Source organism: Candidatus Alistipes pullistercoris, from assembly GCF_027665465.1.
GTDB classification, from domain to species: Bacteria; Bacteroidota; Bacteroidia; order Bacteroidales; family Rikenellaceae; genus Alistipes_A; species Alistipes_A hominis.
The window spans coordinates 281,273-298,028 of record NZ_JAQDED010000002.1 but is presented as its reverse complement, the minus strand read 5'-3'; the positions used below and the strand labels follow the sequence as shown (position 1 = coordinate 298,028).

General features: G+C 56.2%; 13 protein-coding genes. 2 read left to right on the top strand and 11 right to left on the bottom strand.

Going from position 1 to position 16,756, the window contains the following annotated elements; all coding sequences use genetic code 11:
• Positions 1-103: 103 nt before the first annotated feature.
• On the top strand, positions 104-1,384 hold the full coding sequence (gene glyA / locus PGR91_RS04560; protein ID WP_055205447.1) for a serine hydroxymethyltransferase: 1,281 nt from the start codon (positions 104-106) through the stop codon (positions 1,382-1,384).
• Positions 1,385-1,456: 72 nt separating this feature from the next.
• Here the strand turns inward: glyA and PGR91_RS04555 are convergent, their stop codons facing one another.
• The 4 genes from PGR91_RS04555 to PGR91_RS04540 form a co-directional block, all read right to left on the bottom strand.
• A complete protein-coding gene (locus PGR91_RS04555) occupies positions 1,457-2,323 on the bottom strand; it encodes an EamA family transporter (RefSeq protein WP_055205448.1) in 867 nt (288 codons plus the stop codon).
• Between the two features lie 134 nt (positions 2,324-2,457).
• Positions 2,458-3,225, bottom strand: coding sequence for an SGNH/GDSL hydrolase family protein (locus PGR91_RS04550; protein WP_101571108.1), 768 nt, complete (start codon positions 3,223-3,225; stop codon positions 2,458-2,460).
• 8 nt (positions 3,226-3,233) lie between these two features.
• Positions 3,234-5,630: an alpha-L-rhamnosidase C-terminal domain-containing protein gene (locus tag PGR91_RS04545; RefSeq protein WP_118656325.1), complete on the bottom strand. Its 2,397-nt coding sequence runs from the start codon at positions 5,628-5,630 to the stop codon at positions 3,234-3,236.
• On the bottom strand, positions 5,627-6,004 hold the full coding sequence (locus PGR91_RS04540; RefSeq protein ID WP_055205451.1) for an MmcQ/YjbR family DNA-binding protein: 378 nt from the start codon (positions 6,002-6,004) through the stop codon (positions 5,627-5,629). The genes PGR91_RS04545 and PGR91_RS04540 overlap by 4 nt, the downstream gene beginning before the upstream one ends.
• Before the next feature lie 328 nt (positions 6,005-6,332).
• Between PGR91_RS04540 and PGR91_RS04535 the strand changes: the two genes are divergently transcribed.
• Positions 6,333-6,905 (top strand): hypothetical protein, encoded by a 573-nt coding sequence (locus PGR91_RS04535; RefSeq protein ID WP_055205452.1) that lies wholly within the window; start codon positions 6,333-6,335, stop codon positions 6,903-6,905.
• 95 nt (positions 6,906-7,000) lie between these two features.
• Here PGR91_RS04535 and PGR91_RS04530 read toward each other — a convergent pair whose 3' ends face one another.
• The 7 genes from PGR91_RS04530 to PGR91_RS04500 form a co-directional block, all read right to left on the bottom strand.
• Positions 7,001-7,201 carry a cold-shock protein gene (locus PGR91_RS04530; RefSeq protein WP_081032628.1) on the bottom strand — a complete coding sequence of 67 codons (201 nt, stop codon included), beginning with the start codon at positions 7,199-7,201 and terminating at the stop codon, positions 7,001-7,003.
• A 134-nt stretch (positions 7,202-7,335) separates the two neighbouring features.
• On the bottom strand, positions 7,336-8,031 hold the full coding sequence (locus PGR91_RS04525) for a lipoate--protein ligase family protein (protein WP_055205454.1): 696 nt from the start codon (positions 8,029-8,031) through the stop codon (positions 7,336-7,338).
• An 8-nt stretch (positions 8,032-8,039) separates the two neighbouring features.
• On the bottom strand, positions 8,040-9,341 hold the full coding sequence (locus PGR91_RS04520; protein WP_055205455.1) for a class II aldolase/adducin family protein: 1,302 nt from the start codon (positions 9,339-9,341) through the stop codon (positions 8,040-8,042).
• A 166-nt stretch (positions 9,342-9,507) separates the two neighbouring features.
• Complete coding sequence (locus PGR91_RS04515; RefSeq protein WP_101571101.1) at positions 9,508-10,782, bottom strand: zinc-binding dehydrogenase; 1,275 nt, start codon at positions 10,780-10,782, stop codon at positions 9,508-9,510.
• Between the two features lie 198 nt (positions 10,783-10,980).
• On the bottom strand, positions 10,981-12,939 hold the full coding sequence (locus PGR91_RS04510) for an SDR family NAD(P)-dependent oxidoreductase (RefSeq protein WP_118656323.1): 1,959 nt from the start codon (positions 12,937-12,939) through the stop codon (positions 10,981-10,983).
• Between the two features lie 15 nt (positions 12,940-12,954).
• Positions 12,955-14,142: a hypothetical protein gene (locus PGR91_RS04505; protein WP_118457960.1), complete on the bottom strand. Its 1,188-nt coding sequence runs from the start codon at positions 14,140-14,142 to the stop codon at positions 12,955-12,957.
• Between the two features lie 115 nt (positions 14,143-14,257).
• The gene (locus tag PGR91_RS04500) at positions 14,258-16,738 is read right to left on the bottom strand and encodes an alpha-ketoacid dehydrogenase subunit alpha/beta (protein WP_118656321.1); all 2,481 of its coding nucleotides are present in this window, start codon (positions 16,736-16,738) and stop codon (positions 14,258-14,260) included.
• Between the last annotated feature and the right edge of the window lie 18 nt (positions 16,739-16,756).

Here is a 16,756-nt window from a genome sequence, read left to right as displayed (position 1 = left end):
TAATAATTTATTTTGGTTCGGAGATGATTCGGTGGGTTTTATTGCTCTTTTTTACTACCTTTGGAGCGTTCTTCAAGGCTATTAAACTTTAAAGATAAATCTTATGGTAAGGGATGAAAAACTATTCGGATTGATCGAGAGCGAAAAGCAGCGGCAGTTGCACGGTATCGAGTTGATCGCTTCCGAGAACTTTGTAAGCGAGCAGGTTATGCAGGCGATGGGTTCCGTGTTGACTAACAAATATGCCGAAGGGTATCCGGGGGCGCGTTATTACGGCGGTTGCGAAGTGGTGGATCAGGTGGAGCAACTGGCCATCGACCGTCTGTGCGAGTTGTACGGCGCCGAATACGCTAACGTGCAGCCGCACTCGGGAGCGCAGGCGAACATGGCCGTTTTCCTGACGGTGCTCAAGCCGGGCGATACTTTTATGGGGCTCGATCTGGCGCACGGCGGTCATTTGTCGCACGGTTCGCCGGTCAACACGTCGGGTATCCTTTACAATGCGATCGGCTACAAGCTGAGCGAAGAGACCGGAACGATCGATTACGATGCGATGGAACGTCTCGCCCTCGAACACAAACCGAAAATGATTATCGGCGGCGCGTCGGCGTACAGCCGCGAGTGGGATTACAAGCGGATGCGCGAGATCGCCGACAAAGTGGGCGCGCTGCTGATGGTCGACATGGCGCATACGGCGGGCCTGATTGCCGCCGGGCTGCTTGACAATCCGGTGAAATACGCTCATATCGTTACTTCGACCACCCACAAAACCCTGCGCGGCCCGCGCGGCGGTGTGATCCTGATGGGTAAGGATTTCGAGAATCCGTGGGGAGTCAAGACTCCGAAAGGGGAGATCAAGAAGATGTCCGCTATGTTGAACTCGGCCGTTTTCCCCGGCATCCAGGGCGGCCCGTTGGAACATGTGATCGCCGCCAAAGCGGTCGCTTTCGGCGAAGCGCTCGATCCCTCTTACAAGGAGTATCAGGCGCAGGTGCAGAAAAATGCGAAGGCGATGGCTGCCGCATTCGTAAAGCGCGGTTACAAAATCGTATCGGGCGGTACGGATAATCACCTGATGCTGATTGATCTGCGTACCAAGTTCCCCGACCTGACCGGAAAGCAGGTCGAGAAGGTGCTGGTAAAAGCCGATATCACGACCAACAAGAATATGGTGCCGTTCGACAGCCGCTCGCCGTTCCAGACTTCGGGTATCCGCGTCGGGACGCCGGCCATTACGACCCGCGGTTTGAAAGAAGACCAGATGGAAACGATCGTAGAACTGATCGACCGGGTGTTGTCGGATATCGACAACGAGTCGAATATCGTTGCCGTACGGAAAGAGGTCAATACGTTGATGGCGAAATATCCGTTGTTCGCCTGGTAGAGCGGCAGAAAACGTACGAATGACAAAGGGAGGCGTCCGGTGCGGATTGCCTCCCTGTTTTTTGCCTGCGGATCATTTCGAAAAGATAATCAATACCGATCCGACGATCATAATTACGGCTCCGAGCAATTTACGCCCGATGGCCTGCTCCCGGAATATTTTGTAGCCGAGTAGGATACTGACGATTGTCGAGAGTTGGAAAAGCGCCAGGGCGTATCCCACGTTCATGCGGTCGAATACGTAATTGGTCGTGTACTGCATCGTGCCGATGCAGAGCACCAGCCAGACGTAGCGCGAAAAATCTTTGCGCCGGATCCGCAGCGGCGATTGCGAACGTCCGGCCAGTAGTGCCAGCGCCAGTGAAAACAAGGCTCCGAACCAGCACCAGGTGATAAAAGCGGTCGTGGCCGAAGCGTACAGGATGACCTTTTTGATGAATACCGCTTCGACGGCCGTCAGCACCATGGCCCATATCCGGTACCGGATGTCTTTTCTGCGCAGGATGGCCGGAGAAAACTTTTCGTTCAGCGTGTCCAGTACGAAATAGCTGCCTCCGACGATTAGCGCGATGCCTGCAACGCCCCATAATCCGGGAATTTCGCCCAGCAGCAGGATGCCGGCGATCATTCCGACGACCGATTTGTAGGAATTGATCGGTCCCAGCACCGATAGGTCGCCCCCTTGCAACGCTTTTACCAGAAAGCCGTTTCCGGTGGCGCCGAATATGCCGGCGACCGTGCACCAGACCCAGAACTCCTTCGGCAAAGCCGCCCACTCGATCCGGGTGGCAGGAACGATGCAGACCGCGCTCAGCAGCAGGAATGTGATGAAGTTGACCTTCAGCGGCGGCTCCGAGCGCTCGGTGAGCTGTTTCTGGAAAACGTTCGCCAACGGGTTCGACAAAATACGCAGCAGAACGGCTATTGCGGTTAACGCCATGTTCGCAAAGATTGTACGGATCGCTGTTTACCGGACGGGGAGAAGGAGTTTTTTAGAAATTCTCCATCCGAATGTTTTTATTTCTGGTTTTTTCCCGGTTCGATGGAGCCGGACCCCTTATATGAGCCGAATCGTTAAGGGCGAAGGATTCTTTCCCTGTCCACCTGCCTGATCCACAGATCGGCCATGCGTTGGTGTCCCGCCGCCGTCGGATGAACGCCGTCCCAGATCCAGTAAGTGTTTTGCGATGTGGGATCGCGCTGCAAGAGGTCGTTGAACATCTGTCGGTAGGGCAGGTAGACGGCCTTGTAATCTCGTGCTATCTTTTCTACGATCGCGCTGCAACGCTCCACGATTTTGTCATACTCCCCGAAATCTTTGTTTTCGCTCATGTTTCCCGTGGGGGCGACGAACGGCGAGGCCAGTACGATTTTCAGATTCGGATTTTCCTGACGCGTCCGGTCGAGCAGTTCGCGATATTTTTTGTCCCAAGCGTCGAAATCGAACGGCGAGGTTCTGTCGCCGTGCAGGTACCGGTTGATGTCGTTGATGCCGACGAGTATCGACAGCACGTCGGGGTTTATGTCCAATACGTCTTCCTGCCAACGTTTTTCCAAATCGTACAGCGAGTTTCCGCTGATTCCCCGGTTGAAAAATTCATATTCGTATTGCGGATATTCTCCCAGGTAATGGGAAGCGCACAGGTACATGAATCCGTGTCCGTATATATGGTTCATATCCCATAGAGTGCGTTCGGAAGAGGGCTTGCCGTCTCCGCTGCCCCAGTTGCCGTCGGTAATGGAATCCCCGATGAACAGAATTTTTAGTCCGCCTGCCTGCAAAGTGGCGGAAATAAGCATCAGGATGAGCGATGCGATTACGAATAAACCTCTTTTTTTCATGTTATGATTTATTTTATGTTGATCGTTTGCGTGCCGCCCCGCAGCGGACGGGTTTCCCCCTTCCAGACGAAAGTGCCTTCGACCGCATCGGGCAGCGAAATTTCGGCGAACAGTTCTCCGCGTTTGCCGACGTGGTAGCGGACGGCGACGTCGCCCTGAGGATGCGGGATCGATCCGGAGGCTTCTTTCAGTTTGCCGAGCGACGGTGCGATTCGGACTTTCGAGAATCCGGGGCCGTCGCTGTCGATGCCGAGGACGATCCGGAAAAATTCGATGTTCGGGCTGGCTCCCCAGGCATGGCAGTCCGAACGCGACGGTTCGGGTTGCTCGGCCCACGTAGTCAGTCCCAGCGCCATCTGGTCGTCCCAGACTTTCAGGTTGTCGAGCAGCCGGTCGCCGAGCCCGGCCTTTTGCAATGCCTGGTTCAGATAGTACCGGAAATAGATCGTGGCTTGCGTCAGGGTCGTGTCGGACAGCGTACGCTCCATCACGGCTTTCGCTTCGTTCCCGCTTACGGCGCCCAGCAGGACGGCCAGTACGTTGACGTGTTGCGAGTAGTTGCGCCGGTCGTACGTGTCGGCGAACAGACCTTTGTTTTCGTCCCAGTATTTCGGACGGATCGTTCCTCGGATCGCATCGGCCATTTTACGGAACCGCTCCCCGTACATCGGGATGCCGAAAGCCTGTTCCATTTCGGCCATTGCATCGAGCCCCATGACGAACAGCAGATCCTGGAACGCCGAATTTCCCTCTTTTTCGCGGATCGGTTCCCCGCCGTCGAAGTTCGACGCCCAGTCGGCGAAGAACCAGTGCGGGATATAGCCCAGCGAATGATCTTCGCGCAGGAATCCTTCGTACCACGACAGCACGCCGCGGAAAGCGGGCAACAGCGTTTTCAGGTACTCTTCGTCGCCGCGGTAACGCCAGTAGTCGTATCCGGTGCAGATCCAGTAAAGCGAGAAAGACGAAATGAACTGATGCAATCCCGACGGATAGCGGCTCATCGTGATTCCGTCGGCCACGATCGACTGCCGGCCCTGCTCCAGCGCATTGCGTACCATGTACGGATCGCGCGTGTTATACAGCGAGATCATCGCTTGGATCCGCGTGTCGCCGAAATATTGCAGTTGCTCGTAATAGGGACAGTCCATGTAGGTTTCGTTGGCGCACAGCCGGGCGGTGCGCCAGCCGATATCCAGCATCCGCGACAGTTTCTCGTGTCCCGGCGCCGCGAACGACGATGCCCTTTCGAACGGATAGGCGGTGAATGTCCCGTAGATGTCTTGCAGTTCCAGCGGGTCGTCCTGCGTCGTGACGGTCAGTTTGACATACCGCCATGTACGCCACCACAGTGTCGTATAGAGCCGGCCGTTGCCGCCGTCCGGACGAACGATATCTTCGTAGCCGAGGAACTGTTTGTTTTTTACTTCGTTGCGGTCGTCTTTGAAAAAGGTCTGCGTATCGCGGTAGAGCGCTTCGGCATAAGCGACGGTGATCTGCGAGCCTTTTCCACCGCTGAACAACAGCGATAGGTAGGCGGTCGTCAGCGAGTCGTTGTCGAGCAGGATTTCGGCGGTCGTATGGGCCGGAACGGTCACCGTCGCGGCCCGGCCGGGAAATCCTTCCGGAATACGCACGCCGTCGCTCCGCCGCACTTCGGCGAAACGCTCGGTACGGTTTTCCATCGGCGGGATCGGCGTAGGCACCAGCAGGCGTCCCGGATAGTCGCGCGCTCCTTTGGCTCCGCCGGTCATGCCGGCCTGCGCTTTGTTCCATGCCGAGTCGTCGAATCCGGGCGTTTCCCAGCCCCAGGGGTAGGCGGCCGCGTCGACCTGCTCGCCCGGTCCTGCGGCATAATAACCGTAGACGCGCGCCTGGTGCGGTTTGTAGGAGCCGTTGTGGCTGCACAGCCAACTGTCGTTCGTATTGACGGCCTCTTCGGCCGCTGTGTTGCCCTGTACGATCAACCCGGTCTGGTTGAAGCTGACCTGGGCGACCGGTTTCATTTCCGCGAAGTTCCATACGACGGCTGCCAGCGTATTTTTGCCGGGTTTCAGCCACCGGGCCAGATCGACTGTTTCGAAGTTCCAGTTGAATACGTCGCCGCGGGCCGGGCCGACCGAAGCCAGCTCGCCGTTGACGTACAGCTTGTAACGGTTGTCGGCCGAGACGTGCACGACGAACCGTTCCGGTTGCTCGGGAAGTTCGAACGTTTTTCGGAAATGGTAAATCCCGTAAGCGTTTTGAGGTTCTCCGGGGACGGAAATCCATTGAGCCGTCCAGCGTCCGTCGAGCCATTGCGGCGCAATGTCGGCCTGGCGGTATCCCTCCAGATGGATCTGAGCCGCAACCGGCGCGGCAAGCGTGCACAGGACGAAGCAAATCGGCAGGTAAAATTTTTTCATCGGTTTTCGTTATTTTCGACGTAAGCGTTTCGTATTTCGTCGCGTATTGTTTTCGGCAAGCTTTTTACGACCAGCAGGTAGGAGTCGCGGATCCATTCCCTAATCAGGCCGGCCGGCAGGTCGCCGTCCGTGCGGACGGTGTTCCAGTGGCGTTTGTTCATGTGCCATCCGGGCGAGACTTCTTCGTAAGTCTCCCGTAGTTCCACGGCCCGGTCGGGATCGCACTTGACGTTGATCCACCGGCTGTCGGTCATATCGGTCAGCAGAAACATTTTACCGGCTACTTTGTAGACGAGTGTCGTTTCGTCGAACGGAGTGGTTTCTTCGGTTGCAGGCAGCGAGAGACAAAACTCTCGCAGTTCGAAAATGTCCATTTCGGTCGTGTCTTTGGTTAGGACGGCTCTTTTTGCCGTCGAATAGTGGGGTTCGGATCGCGGGGCAGGAACCCGGTCGTGTTACCTTGCCGAAAGCAAATATACCAATAAAAAAGGGTTTTGCAACGGCTTTTATTCCGATTTGTTCCGATTCTGGTCGGTTTCGTTTTCCGGGTTCGGCGGTATGGGCGCGACGGGGGAGACGACCGGATCGGGCAACGGCGATTTGTCTGTGCGATTTTTGCAGCGTACTGCCGGTGTATCCGGTTCAGTCCGGTAATCAGACGATTCGATGTTGAACAAATTTAATAACCTAATTCAAAAAACGATGAAAAAAATTATCACTCTCCTGGCAGTTGTCGCATTCGTCGTGTCCTGTTCGCAGTCCCGCAAGTGGACCGACAAGGAACGCGAAGAAGTACGCAAAACCCTCCGCGATTACCGCGATCGTTCGGCGATCCGACACATGGAAGCCGCCAATTACGGCAACCTCGAACAGTGCGTGCTGACGACGATCGAAGGCACTTATCCCGATTACAACAAGTACGATCAGCTTACGGCTAAGGAGGATACGCTCAACGCCGCGATGGTCTCCTGCGTCGGTTTCTCGATCGGCGATAATTTCGAGAATCTGCCGTTGCTGTTTCCGGCGGCCGAGTTGCAACAGGCCGGTATCCTGCCCGCAGGCGCGACCGACGAACAGATCCAGGCCTTTTATACTTGCCTGGCCGGAAAGGTGAAAGAACTGTACGTGACGCCGCAGCAGTTTACCGTCGCTCTGTTCGTGCAGCCGGGCGTACCGACCGAGCTGGCCGACGCGATGCAACAGTGCGCCGCTTCGGTGGCGGCTCCGGCCGCCGATTCGACGGCCGTGAAACCGGCCGCTCCGGCAAAGAAATAGCCGTTTGGCGAAAAGTAAAAAAAGGACTGCTCCGTGAGCAGTCCTTTTTTTGTGGATTTAATAGAAAAAATCAGTATTTTGATGAATACAAAATCTTATCCTATTACAGAAACGTTTACAGCTTGTTCGCCCTTCTTGCCTTCGTTGACTTCGAATTCGACGTGCTGTCCTTCTTCCAGGCCGCGGAAACCTTCTTTGTTAATACCGGTGTAGTGAACAAAGATGTCGCTACCTGTTTCGGTTGTGATAAAGCCATAACCTTTGGCCGAATCAAACCACTTTACTGTACCTTTCATAAAAAATGTAATTAAAGAAATAAATCAACACAAAGGAAAACAAAAAGTTCGGAAAAACAATAGCATGCGCGTTTTATTTTTATTTTTTTGCGTTTTATTTTTCCGGAACCCCGAATGACCGCTCCCAGAGTGCGTTATCCGTATTTCTCTTGTGCGATCCTACGGACTTTTTCGACGATTTGCGACGGAACCGGACGGATCGGATCACAGTCGTAGTAGGCTGACAGGAAGTCTGTTAATCTCGAAAGGAACGTTTCGGTCGTCTCTTCCGTACCGGTGATCGAGGCGATGTTGGTCACCGGACTCGGTACCGAAGCTACGCTTTTGCCTCGCAATGAGCGATCCCCGCGCAGCGTGTAGTCCAGCCGTTCCAGGTCGGTACGGTGCAGCAGCGTGCCGTGGAAGAGTTGGCTGGTGCGCGTCACGTGCGAAGCGGTGCCCGATATTTTGTATCCGGCCGCCAGCAGTTCTTTACGCGCGCCTATCGTGGCTTCGATTCCGTTCGCCCGCAGCGCGGCGACGATCGGAACGCCGAAGTCCCGGTCGAGCACCGGGACGGAGCCTTTGTCCGCAATAAAGGCGTAGTTGATGTTCCCGTAGTCGTGGAAGACGGTTCCGCCTCCGGACAGCCTTCGGACGACCTCGATGCCGTGTTCGCAGCAATATCCGGTGTCTACTTCCGCCTCGATGCGCTGGTTGCGCCCGACGATGACCGACGGCCGGTTGATATAGAATAACAGAACGTCCCCTGCGGGACGTTCTGTCAAAAGATACTCTTCCAGGGCGCAATTGAATGCCGGAGAGTCGGATATGCTCCTAAGCAGCAGCATACCGCGTGTTATTTTACGTGGAATGCCACGCGCAAGTCTTCCACTTCCTTGTCCGTGATCGGTTTCAGTTCGCCGATCGGGGCGGCCATAATCAGCGATTTCGCGCTGAATTCGGCTACTTCCAGCCGGTCGAACGTTTGCAGCAGACCGTCGCCGGTGATCAGCACCGAGTCGTTGGCCAGCAGTACGGCGGGTACGCTCTTCAACGCTTCCGAGATCTTCTTGCTGTCCTCGTACTGAACGCCGAACGGAATGATCGGGGTATCCTTCAGGAAGATCCAGCTTTCCGGGATCGTCCGTACGTTGAACTTCACGCCCGAAGTGCAGAAACCCATCAGGTGAGGAGGCTGCGTGATGATGATCGAGTTGATCTCCGGATGGTTCTGGTAGATCTCCTGGTGCAACGCTACCGAGCGGCTCGGGATCTTGCCCGCTTCCACCATGCCGTTTTTCACCTGCACGATGTTGCTCGGTTCGATGTCCCAGCGCGGAACGCCCGGAGGGGTGATTAGGAAGTCGTTGCCTCTCCAGCGTACCGATACGGTACCGTAGGTGCTGATCATCAATCCCTGGTCGCAAGCGCGGCGCACCATCTTGACGATCAGGCTGCGGATCGCGCGTTCGTCGGACGGGTAGGTGACCCCCATGAAGTGCGGGAAATCGGTCGGCAGCGAACGTTCGTGCTGGTCGATCTGCTCGTCGGTCAGGTAAGTCGGCTCGCCGAGCGTCTTCGCGTTGATGACCGTGCGGGCGCAGAATTCGAGCGTCTCGAAACGCTGATAAGCGTCCATCAGGTCTTCGCCGCAGAGCACCACGCCGTGGTTCTCCATGATCACGGCCTTATAGTCGGGGTGATTTTTGAATTCGGTAGCGATTTTCTTGCCCAGTCCCTGACTTCCCGGGACGTCGTAAGGAGCGAACCCGATCGTTCCGCAGACGCGTTTTGCCTGGGGAATGATGTTGGTGTTCGGAATCTGGTGCGTGATACTGAACGATACGAGTGCGGGCGGATGCGCGTGGATCACTGCGGTCATCTTCGGACGCATTTCGTAAATCGCCTTGTGGAACGGGAATTCCGAGGACGGTTTGTGCGGTCCGATCACCGTACCGTCCGCTTTTACGCAGACGATGTCTTTCGGGGTCAGCGAACCCTTGTCCACTGCTCCCGGCGTGATCCAGATGTCACCGTTTTCGTCCTTGATCGAAATGTTACCGCCCGAGGTGGTCGTCATTCCGCTCCGGTAAATGCGACCGATCACGACCGTAATCTGGTCGGCGGGGTGCATCAACTTAGTGTCTAACTGTTTCATAACCTAACTAATTGTTTTTTTAGCTCGAATGCTAAACCTGTTGTTTATCTAACTAACCTAATCGTGTTGCCTTTTTTGTAAGCCCGGCGGAAAACTTCCGTCCGCCGCCGGGCTTTGTTTTACAGTTTGACGCTAACGTTTCCCGTAACGCGCGTTTCGTGCGCGCTTACAGTTTATCGGCGTTGGCCAGCAGGTAGGCCTCCGCTTCGGGATTCCACAAACCCTTGTGCTTTTCGCAAAGTTTGTGCAGTTCGGCGTAAACCGGATTCGATTTGCCTTTTTCCCCGAATTCTGCGATCGGGGTCAGCGGCATTTCGATATGGGTGTATATCAATTTCTTTCCGCCGGGGATGCTCGGCAGGTTCAGCGTCGTTTCGATCACGGCGTTGATACCGCCTACGTGCGTTACCAGGCCGGCCGGATCGAGTCCTTTGCCCATCATCTCGATGGCTTCCTTCATGTCGTCCGTATTGCCGCCGCTGGTGCCTACGACGTGCGTGTAGGCGTAGTGTACGTTGTAGAAGTTGAATTGCGCCTTGAAATCCGTTTTGGCCGGGCCAGCGAAGAAGTTCAGGCAACCGTCGAATCCGAGGATCGCGTCTCCCTGTTCCACGACCGGAGCGACCGGAGCGAATACGAACACGTCGTCGTAGCCTTTGCCGCCGTTCAGCGCTTTCAGTTCCGCTGCCGGATCGGCCATTTTGCCGGTGTTGACGTATTTCAGTTCGATGCCGTTTTTAGCGGCTTCCGCGGGCGAATAGAGCGATGCGGCGCGATCCAGACGCGTCTGGTCGATATCGGTCACCACGATCAGCTTCGGTTTGCGGTCGGTGCGGTGGATGGCGTAGTTGATGGCGGCCAACCCCATCGGGCCCACGCCGGCGAGTACCGCCATGCTGCCGCCTTGTTTGATCTCCATCGCGTGTTTGTACGACCCGGGCGTGATGTGGTAGTTCGCATGCATCGCGCCGATCACGCACGACAGCGGTTCGGACAGCGAAGCGGGGTAATATCCGGCGCCGGTATACGGCAGCAGGCAACCGTTTTCCATCACTTCGTTCGGGATTACCACGTAGGTGGCGTCGCCGCCGATGAATTGGTACGAATAGCCCGGAGCGCTCAACACGCCGACCGGCCCTTTTTCGTAATTCAGCGCGGGTTGGATCGAGAATTTGTCGCCGGCTTTGAATTGTTTGCTCCACTTGCTGCCCACTTCGACCAGTTCCCCTGCGAATTCGTGACCGATAATGACCGGACGCTGCGCGATGTCGCGCGGAACGCGTTTGTGGATGTCGGCCTCGTGGGAGGCTTTGTACGACGACATGCAGATGCTGTCGCATACGACTTTGGCGAGTATTTCGTTATCTTTGATCTTCGGCAGTTCGAATTCCTCCAATCGGAGGTCGTTTTTGCCGTACAGTCTTACAGCTTTTGTTTTCATGTGTTTTGGTTTTAAAAGTTCACGACGACAAGGTTTCACATGAAAAATCTAAATTTTCTGCAAAGATATACATTAAATTCATATCATGCGAATTTTTGTCATACTTATATAGGTTAAAGGCGTTACGAAACGGTTAACTGTCGGGCCCGCACCGTCCGTATTCGTACGGGCCCGATAGTCGGTGTGTTCCGTCTTCCGTTAGCTCAGCATCACCTGACCGCCGGTGACCGGTACGGCCTGCCCCGTTTCGCAGGTCTGTTCGATCAGGTACAGCACGGCTTTGGTAACGTCTTCCGGGCCGGTTCCCTTACGCATCGGAACCTGATCCATGTAGAACTTGCGGACGTCTTCGACGGTCTTCGCTCCCGGCACTTTGCCTGCGTGCAGGTATTGCAGGAACAGTCCGTTCTCGGGGTTCGACCACAGCGGCCCTTCGTAGAAGTTGCCCGGACATACCGAGTTCACCTTGATCCGGAACGGAGCCAGTTCCAGCGCGAACGACTGCGTCAGCCCGATTCCGCCGAACTTGCCGCCGGCATAGGCGAAGTTCGCCTTCGAACCGCGCAGACCCGATTTCGAGTTGATTTGGACGATGTCGCCGTAATTGTCCGGCGCGTATTTGTTTTGCAGCTTCATCACACGCGAAGCGGCTTGAGCGCAGTAGAAGTAAGCGTTGTAGTTGATTTTCGTGACGAATTCGAAGTTTTCGGGCGTCATCTCTTCGAGACCGCCGGCGCGCAGAACGCCCGCGTTGCTGACGAATACGTCCAGGCCGCCGAAGTTGCACACCGTTTCGTGGATCAGGTTGCGCAGGCTCGCCGTATCGGCTACGTTCGTTTTGACGAAGATCGCGCGGTTGCTCTTTGCCATACCGCAGAGCCGTTCTGCGGTTGCCGCGCCGACCGTTTCGTTCAGGTCGGCCACCACGATGTTCGCCCCTTCTTTGATCAGACAGGCGGCGATTCCTTCACCGAACCCCTGGGCGGCTCCGGTGACGATGATCGTCTTGTTCTCGACGCGGCCCGAAGCTCCGCCGGCGCTTACTTTGCGGCGGTAGTTTTCCACTTCCCAGTTGTCGATGAAGTCGATCTGTCGCTGGGTCATCGGGTGTTCGCCGCCGAATGCCTGCGCGATCAGGGCGATCTTCATCATGTCTTCGTAGACGTCGAGGATGATGTCGCAGCCCGCGGCGTTGTCGCCGACGGCTACCAGGCCGATCCCTTTGATCAGGATCACTTTCGGCGTGTAACCGTTCTTATTTACATACGCTTCGATCTCTTTTTCGGCCGTTTCCAGCAGCGCTTCCTTGCTATCGCAGTCGAAATAGAGGTATTTCGATTTGCAATATACGATCGCGTCCGGCGAGAACGGAGCGGCTACCTTGGCGTACTCGGCCGCCGAAGAGAGGAAGTGTTTGGTCAGTTCGTTATTGCGTACTTTCAGCGTTTTGAGACCCTGCTTGCTGAGCATCATCCGGATGGCGGGCAGCACTTCCTGAGCGCATTCGCATACCGGAACGTCTCCTTCGGGCAGTTTCGCGCCGGCCGCCTTTTCGATCGTTCCGAGCACTTTTTCGTAGATGGCTTCCACCTCTTTGGTCGTATTCGCTCCGACGAAGATGCCGTGGTTCTGCAGCAGCAGGATTGCGGGCTCCTTGCCGAATTTCGCTTTGTAGGCGTTGATCCGGTTTTCGACTTCTTTGAAGAGCACGTAACCCGGGTCGGTGTACGGAATGTAAACCGCATCGTCGCCGAACAGCTTTTGCGTTTCGGCCTCTGCGTTTTGGCCGCACATCAGGCCGTTGACCATCGTCGGATGCAGGTGTACGATGAAGTTAGCTTCCAGCGCGTTGTGCATCGACGTCTCGACCGACGGACGGCGATCTTTGGTGATGCAGGCGGCCGCCAGGTCGTTTTTGACCTCTTCCTCGCGGGCTGCCGTGTCGCTGCTGTACGTTTTTTCCGAGATCACGTTCAGCTTTTTACGGTCAAGCACCGCAAAGCCGTCCTCGGTAATGGTGGCCAGCGCGCATCCGCTCGCTTTGACCCACAGTTTTTCCGCATTTTTGTACGAAGTGTTTCCGCCGCCGGCGATGACATAGCGGCTGTCTTTGCCGTATTTGCGGGATATCTCGATCAGTTCTTCTATCTCTTTCATGATTGGTTTACGGGTTTAAAGGATGATGGATTTGATAACGCGGTCGCCGTGCTTGACGTATTCGTCGCGTTTGTCGATATCGGCCTTTCCGCGGCTATCTACGTAGCCTTGCATACCGCTGCGGACGATGTCCTGATGGGCGGCCACGACGCAGGCGCCGCAGTAGTTGATGAATTTGAGCCGTTCGGTCAGCGGCGCGCCGCCGCGGGCGAACAGTTCGATCGGTTCCATCGCGGGCGTGTTGTGTTCCGAGCCGAACGTTACGACGAAACCGTTGTCGTGCAGGTAGCCGGCGTACTTCTCAAGCACTTCGACGCTGTTGCGCGTCGTGATGAATTCTACCGAGAAAATACCGCGCTGGCGCAGGATTTCGGCCGTTTTCACGACGTCCTGTTCGAAGTCGGTGAATCCGCCCTTCGCATCGTCCGCCAGGAACGGGTAGGTCGGGATGCCCCCGGCGGCCAGGATGATCTTGCGTACCGTGTCCATCGGCAGGAATGCTTTCGGGTCTTCCGGGACGAAAGCCGCTCCGCCCGCTTTGAGCAGGTTGCCGCGAATTTCGTTCTCGACGGCGGCGAGGTCGTCTACATTCGATTTCAGCGCCTTGCCTCCGAAAATCGTTTCGAAGAATTTAGCGATGGCGGCCTTGTCGTTGTTAAAATGCGCGTATGCGGCGATCCGCAGCGCTTTGGCCAGATGGCGTTCGCGGATCGAACCTTTGGTCAGCGTCTTCTCGATCAGGTCGAAGTCGAGCCTGAACGGGGCGTCGTACGATGCGAGCACGTCGTTCAGCTTGCCGCACATGGTTTTTACCTGCGCGTTCGATTCGGCGCGGACGTTGGCCAGTTGCGAGGCGTACGGTTCGGGCAGGTCGATCGGGTAGGCGAGGCCTTTGCCGCTGAGGTAGGTGCGGCCCGGGTTGTTCGGGTCGTTCACCCGTATGCCGGCGGCTTGGTCTTCTTCTTGCAGGCTGATGAACTCGATGTTGAACAGCGGGAACAGCTTGCGCTGAATACATCCGTCGTTCCACTCTTTGTAGCCGTCCATCGAATAAAAGTCGTTGATGCCGACCACTTTCACGTTTTCGTTGACGGCGCGATCCAGCGCGTCGGTCAGTTTGTCGAAAGCGCTGAACGAGTACGGCGTGTGCAGGTGTGCGTTGACGTCGACGCATTCGAGCTTATGTTTTTTTGACACATCCATGATTGTCGGTAGTTTTACGTTTATTAGGTTTTGACATGTTTCGTTAAGAACGAAAGGTCACACGGACTTCGATATCTATGCGACCTTTCGGAAATCGGTGTTATGTTACACGTCTTTAGATACCTTCTTTAGCTCGGCGGATCTGTTCGGCATCGGTGTAGTTACGCGTCGGAACGTATCCCTGCAACGGAACGATCTTTTCGTGGATGATGTCCAAGAAGCTGTCCGGTTGCGGGAAGAACGCGTATTCCAGCTCGTAGGCCGGCGTGATCCAGTCGCGCGATCCCAGAACGACGGCGGGCGCGTCCAGGTAATCGAACGCCAGTTCGGTGATGTTGCGGGCCAGGTCGTTCAGGAACGAGCCGCGCGCCGTAGCGTCGCCGGCGATGACGATCCGTCCGGTTTTCTTCACCGAAGCGAGCACTTTCTCGTAGTTGAACGGAACGAGGCTGCGCGCGTCAATCACTTCGGCGCTCATGCCGTATTTCTCTTCGAGCGTTTTGGCCGCTTCGAGCGCGCGGTACAGCGTGGCGCCGATGGTCAGGATCGTGATGTCCTTGCCTTCGCGTTTCACGTCCGGTTCGCCCAGCGGAATTTCGTAGTATCCTTCCGGAACGCCGCCTTCGTGGAACTGCTCGCCCACATCGTAGATACGCTGGCTTTCGAAGAAAATCACCGGATCGGTGCCCTGCAGAGCCGCATTCATCAAACCTTTGGCGTCGTACGGAGTAACCGGGAACACCACTTTCAGGCCCGGGATATGGGCTGCCAGCGACGTCCAGTCCTGCGAGTGCTGCGCGCCGTATTTCGAACCTACCGATACGCGGACGACTACCGGCATCTTCAGGATGTTGCCGCTCATGGCCTGCCATTTGGGTAGCTGGTTGAACACTTCGTCGCCGCAGCATCCGAGGAAGTCGCAGTACATGATTTCGGGGATTACGCGGCCGCCGCACATGGCATATCCGATAGCCGTTCCGATGATGGCGGCTTCGGCGATCGGCGAGTTGAACAGGCGGTGGTACGGCAGCGCTTCCGTGAGACCGCGGTATACGGCGAACGCGCCGCCCCAGTCGCGGTTTTCTTCACCGTAGGCGACCAGCGACGCGTCTTTGTAGAAGCGGTCGATGATGGCTTCGAAGATACCGTCGCGCAACTGGAACTGTTTCATCTTCGAGAACGGCTTGCCGTCCTTGTCGAACGCGAAACGCTCTTTCTTGGCGATCTGCTGTACGCGCGGGTTTTCGCTCATCGGGTGGTTCACTTCCGGCTTAGCGTCCGACAGCGAGTCGATCGACTGGTTCGAGAACATCATCGTGCCGAGCAGTTCCTGATCTTTGTGCAGGTCCATACGCGGGGAAAGTTCGTCGTCGATAGCCAGTTTGAAGGTATCGAACATGATGTCCTTCACCTCTTTGGTCGTGGCGTCCAAGTCGGCCTGCGTTGCGATGCCGGCGGCGATCAGTTCCTTGCCGTAGGCTACGATGCAGTCTTCCGCTTCCCAGGCTTCCACCTCTTCTTTGGTACGGTACGACGAAGCGTCGGAAGGCGAGTGGCCGCTGTAACGGTACGTCAGCACGTCGATCAGTACCGGGCCGTCTTTTTCCTCTTCGAGGATCGCTTTCTTACGGCGGTAGCAGTCGATCACGGCCAGCGGGTTGAAGCCGTCCACGCGTTCTGCGTGCATCTGGGCCGGGTTGACGCCGGCGCCGATGCGGGCCGCGAAGTCGAAGCCCATCGTTTCGCCGCGGGTCTGACCGCCCATGCCGTACTGGTTATCCATGATGTTGATGATCACCGGCAGGCCGCCTTTCATATCGTCCGCCCACAGTTGTTTGAACTGATCCATCGCAGCGAAGGTCATGCCTTCCCAAACCGGGCCGCGGGCCATCGACGCGTCGCCGAGGTTGGCAACCACCACGCCCGGCTTGCGGTTCACTTTCTTGTACAGGGCCGCACCTACTGCGATGCTGCCGCTACCGCCTACGATGGCGTTGTTCGGGTAGATGCCGAACGGCGTGAAGAAGGTGTGCATACTTCCGCCGAGGCCTTTGTTGAACCCGGTCGTGCGGGCGAATACCTCGGCCAGCGCGCCGTACAGCAGGAAGCGGATACCCAGTTCTTTTACGGAACCGCCCTTGAAAGCTTTCTTGGCGACGTTTACCGTAGCGCCGTCCCAGAATTCGTTCATCACCTTCTCCAGATCCTTGTCGTCGAGTAGCTCGATGGCGCGAAGACCTTTGGCGAGAATTTCGCCGTGGCTGCGGTGCGAACCGAAGATAAAGTCATTGATGTCGAGCATGTAAGCCATACCTACGGCGGCGGCTTCCTGACCGGCCGACAGGTGCGCCGGGCCTGGGTTGTTGTATTCCACGCCGTTGTATCCGCCGGTCGTTTTTACCAGTTGCAGCATGGTTTCGAATTCGCGGATCACGACCATGTCGTGGTAAATGCGTTTCAGATCGTCCTTGGTGAAGTTCTTCGCCTTGAGCTCTTCCTTGATCGTCTTTTTGTACTGATTGACCGGAATCGGGGTGAAGGTGATCTCACCGGCTTTCCGCATCTCTTTCGGGTCGATATATTGCGACTTAGGCATAATATATGATTTTTAAGT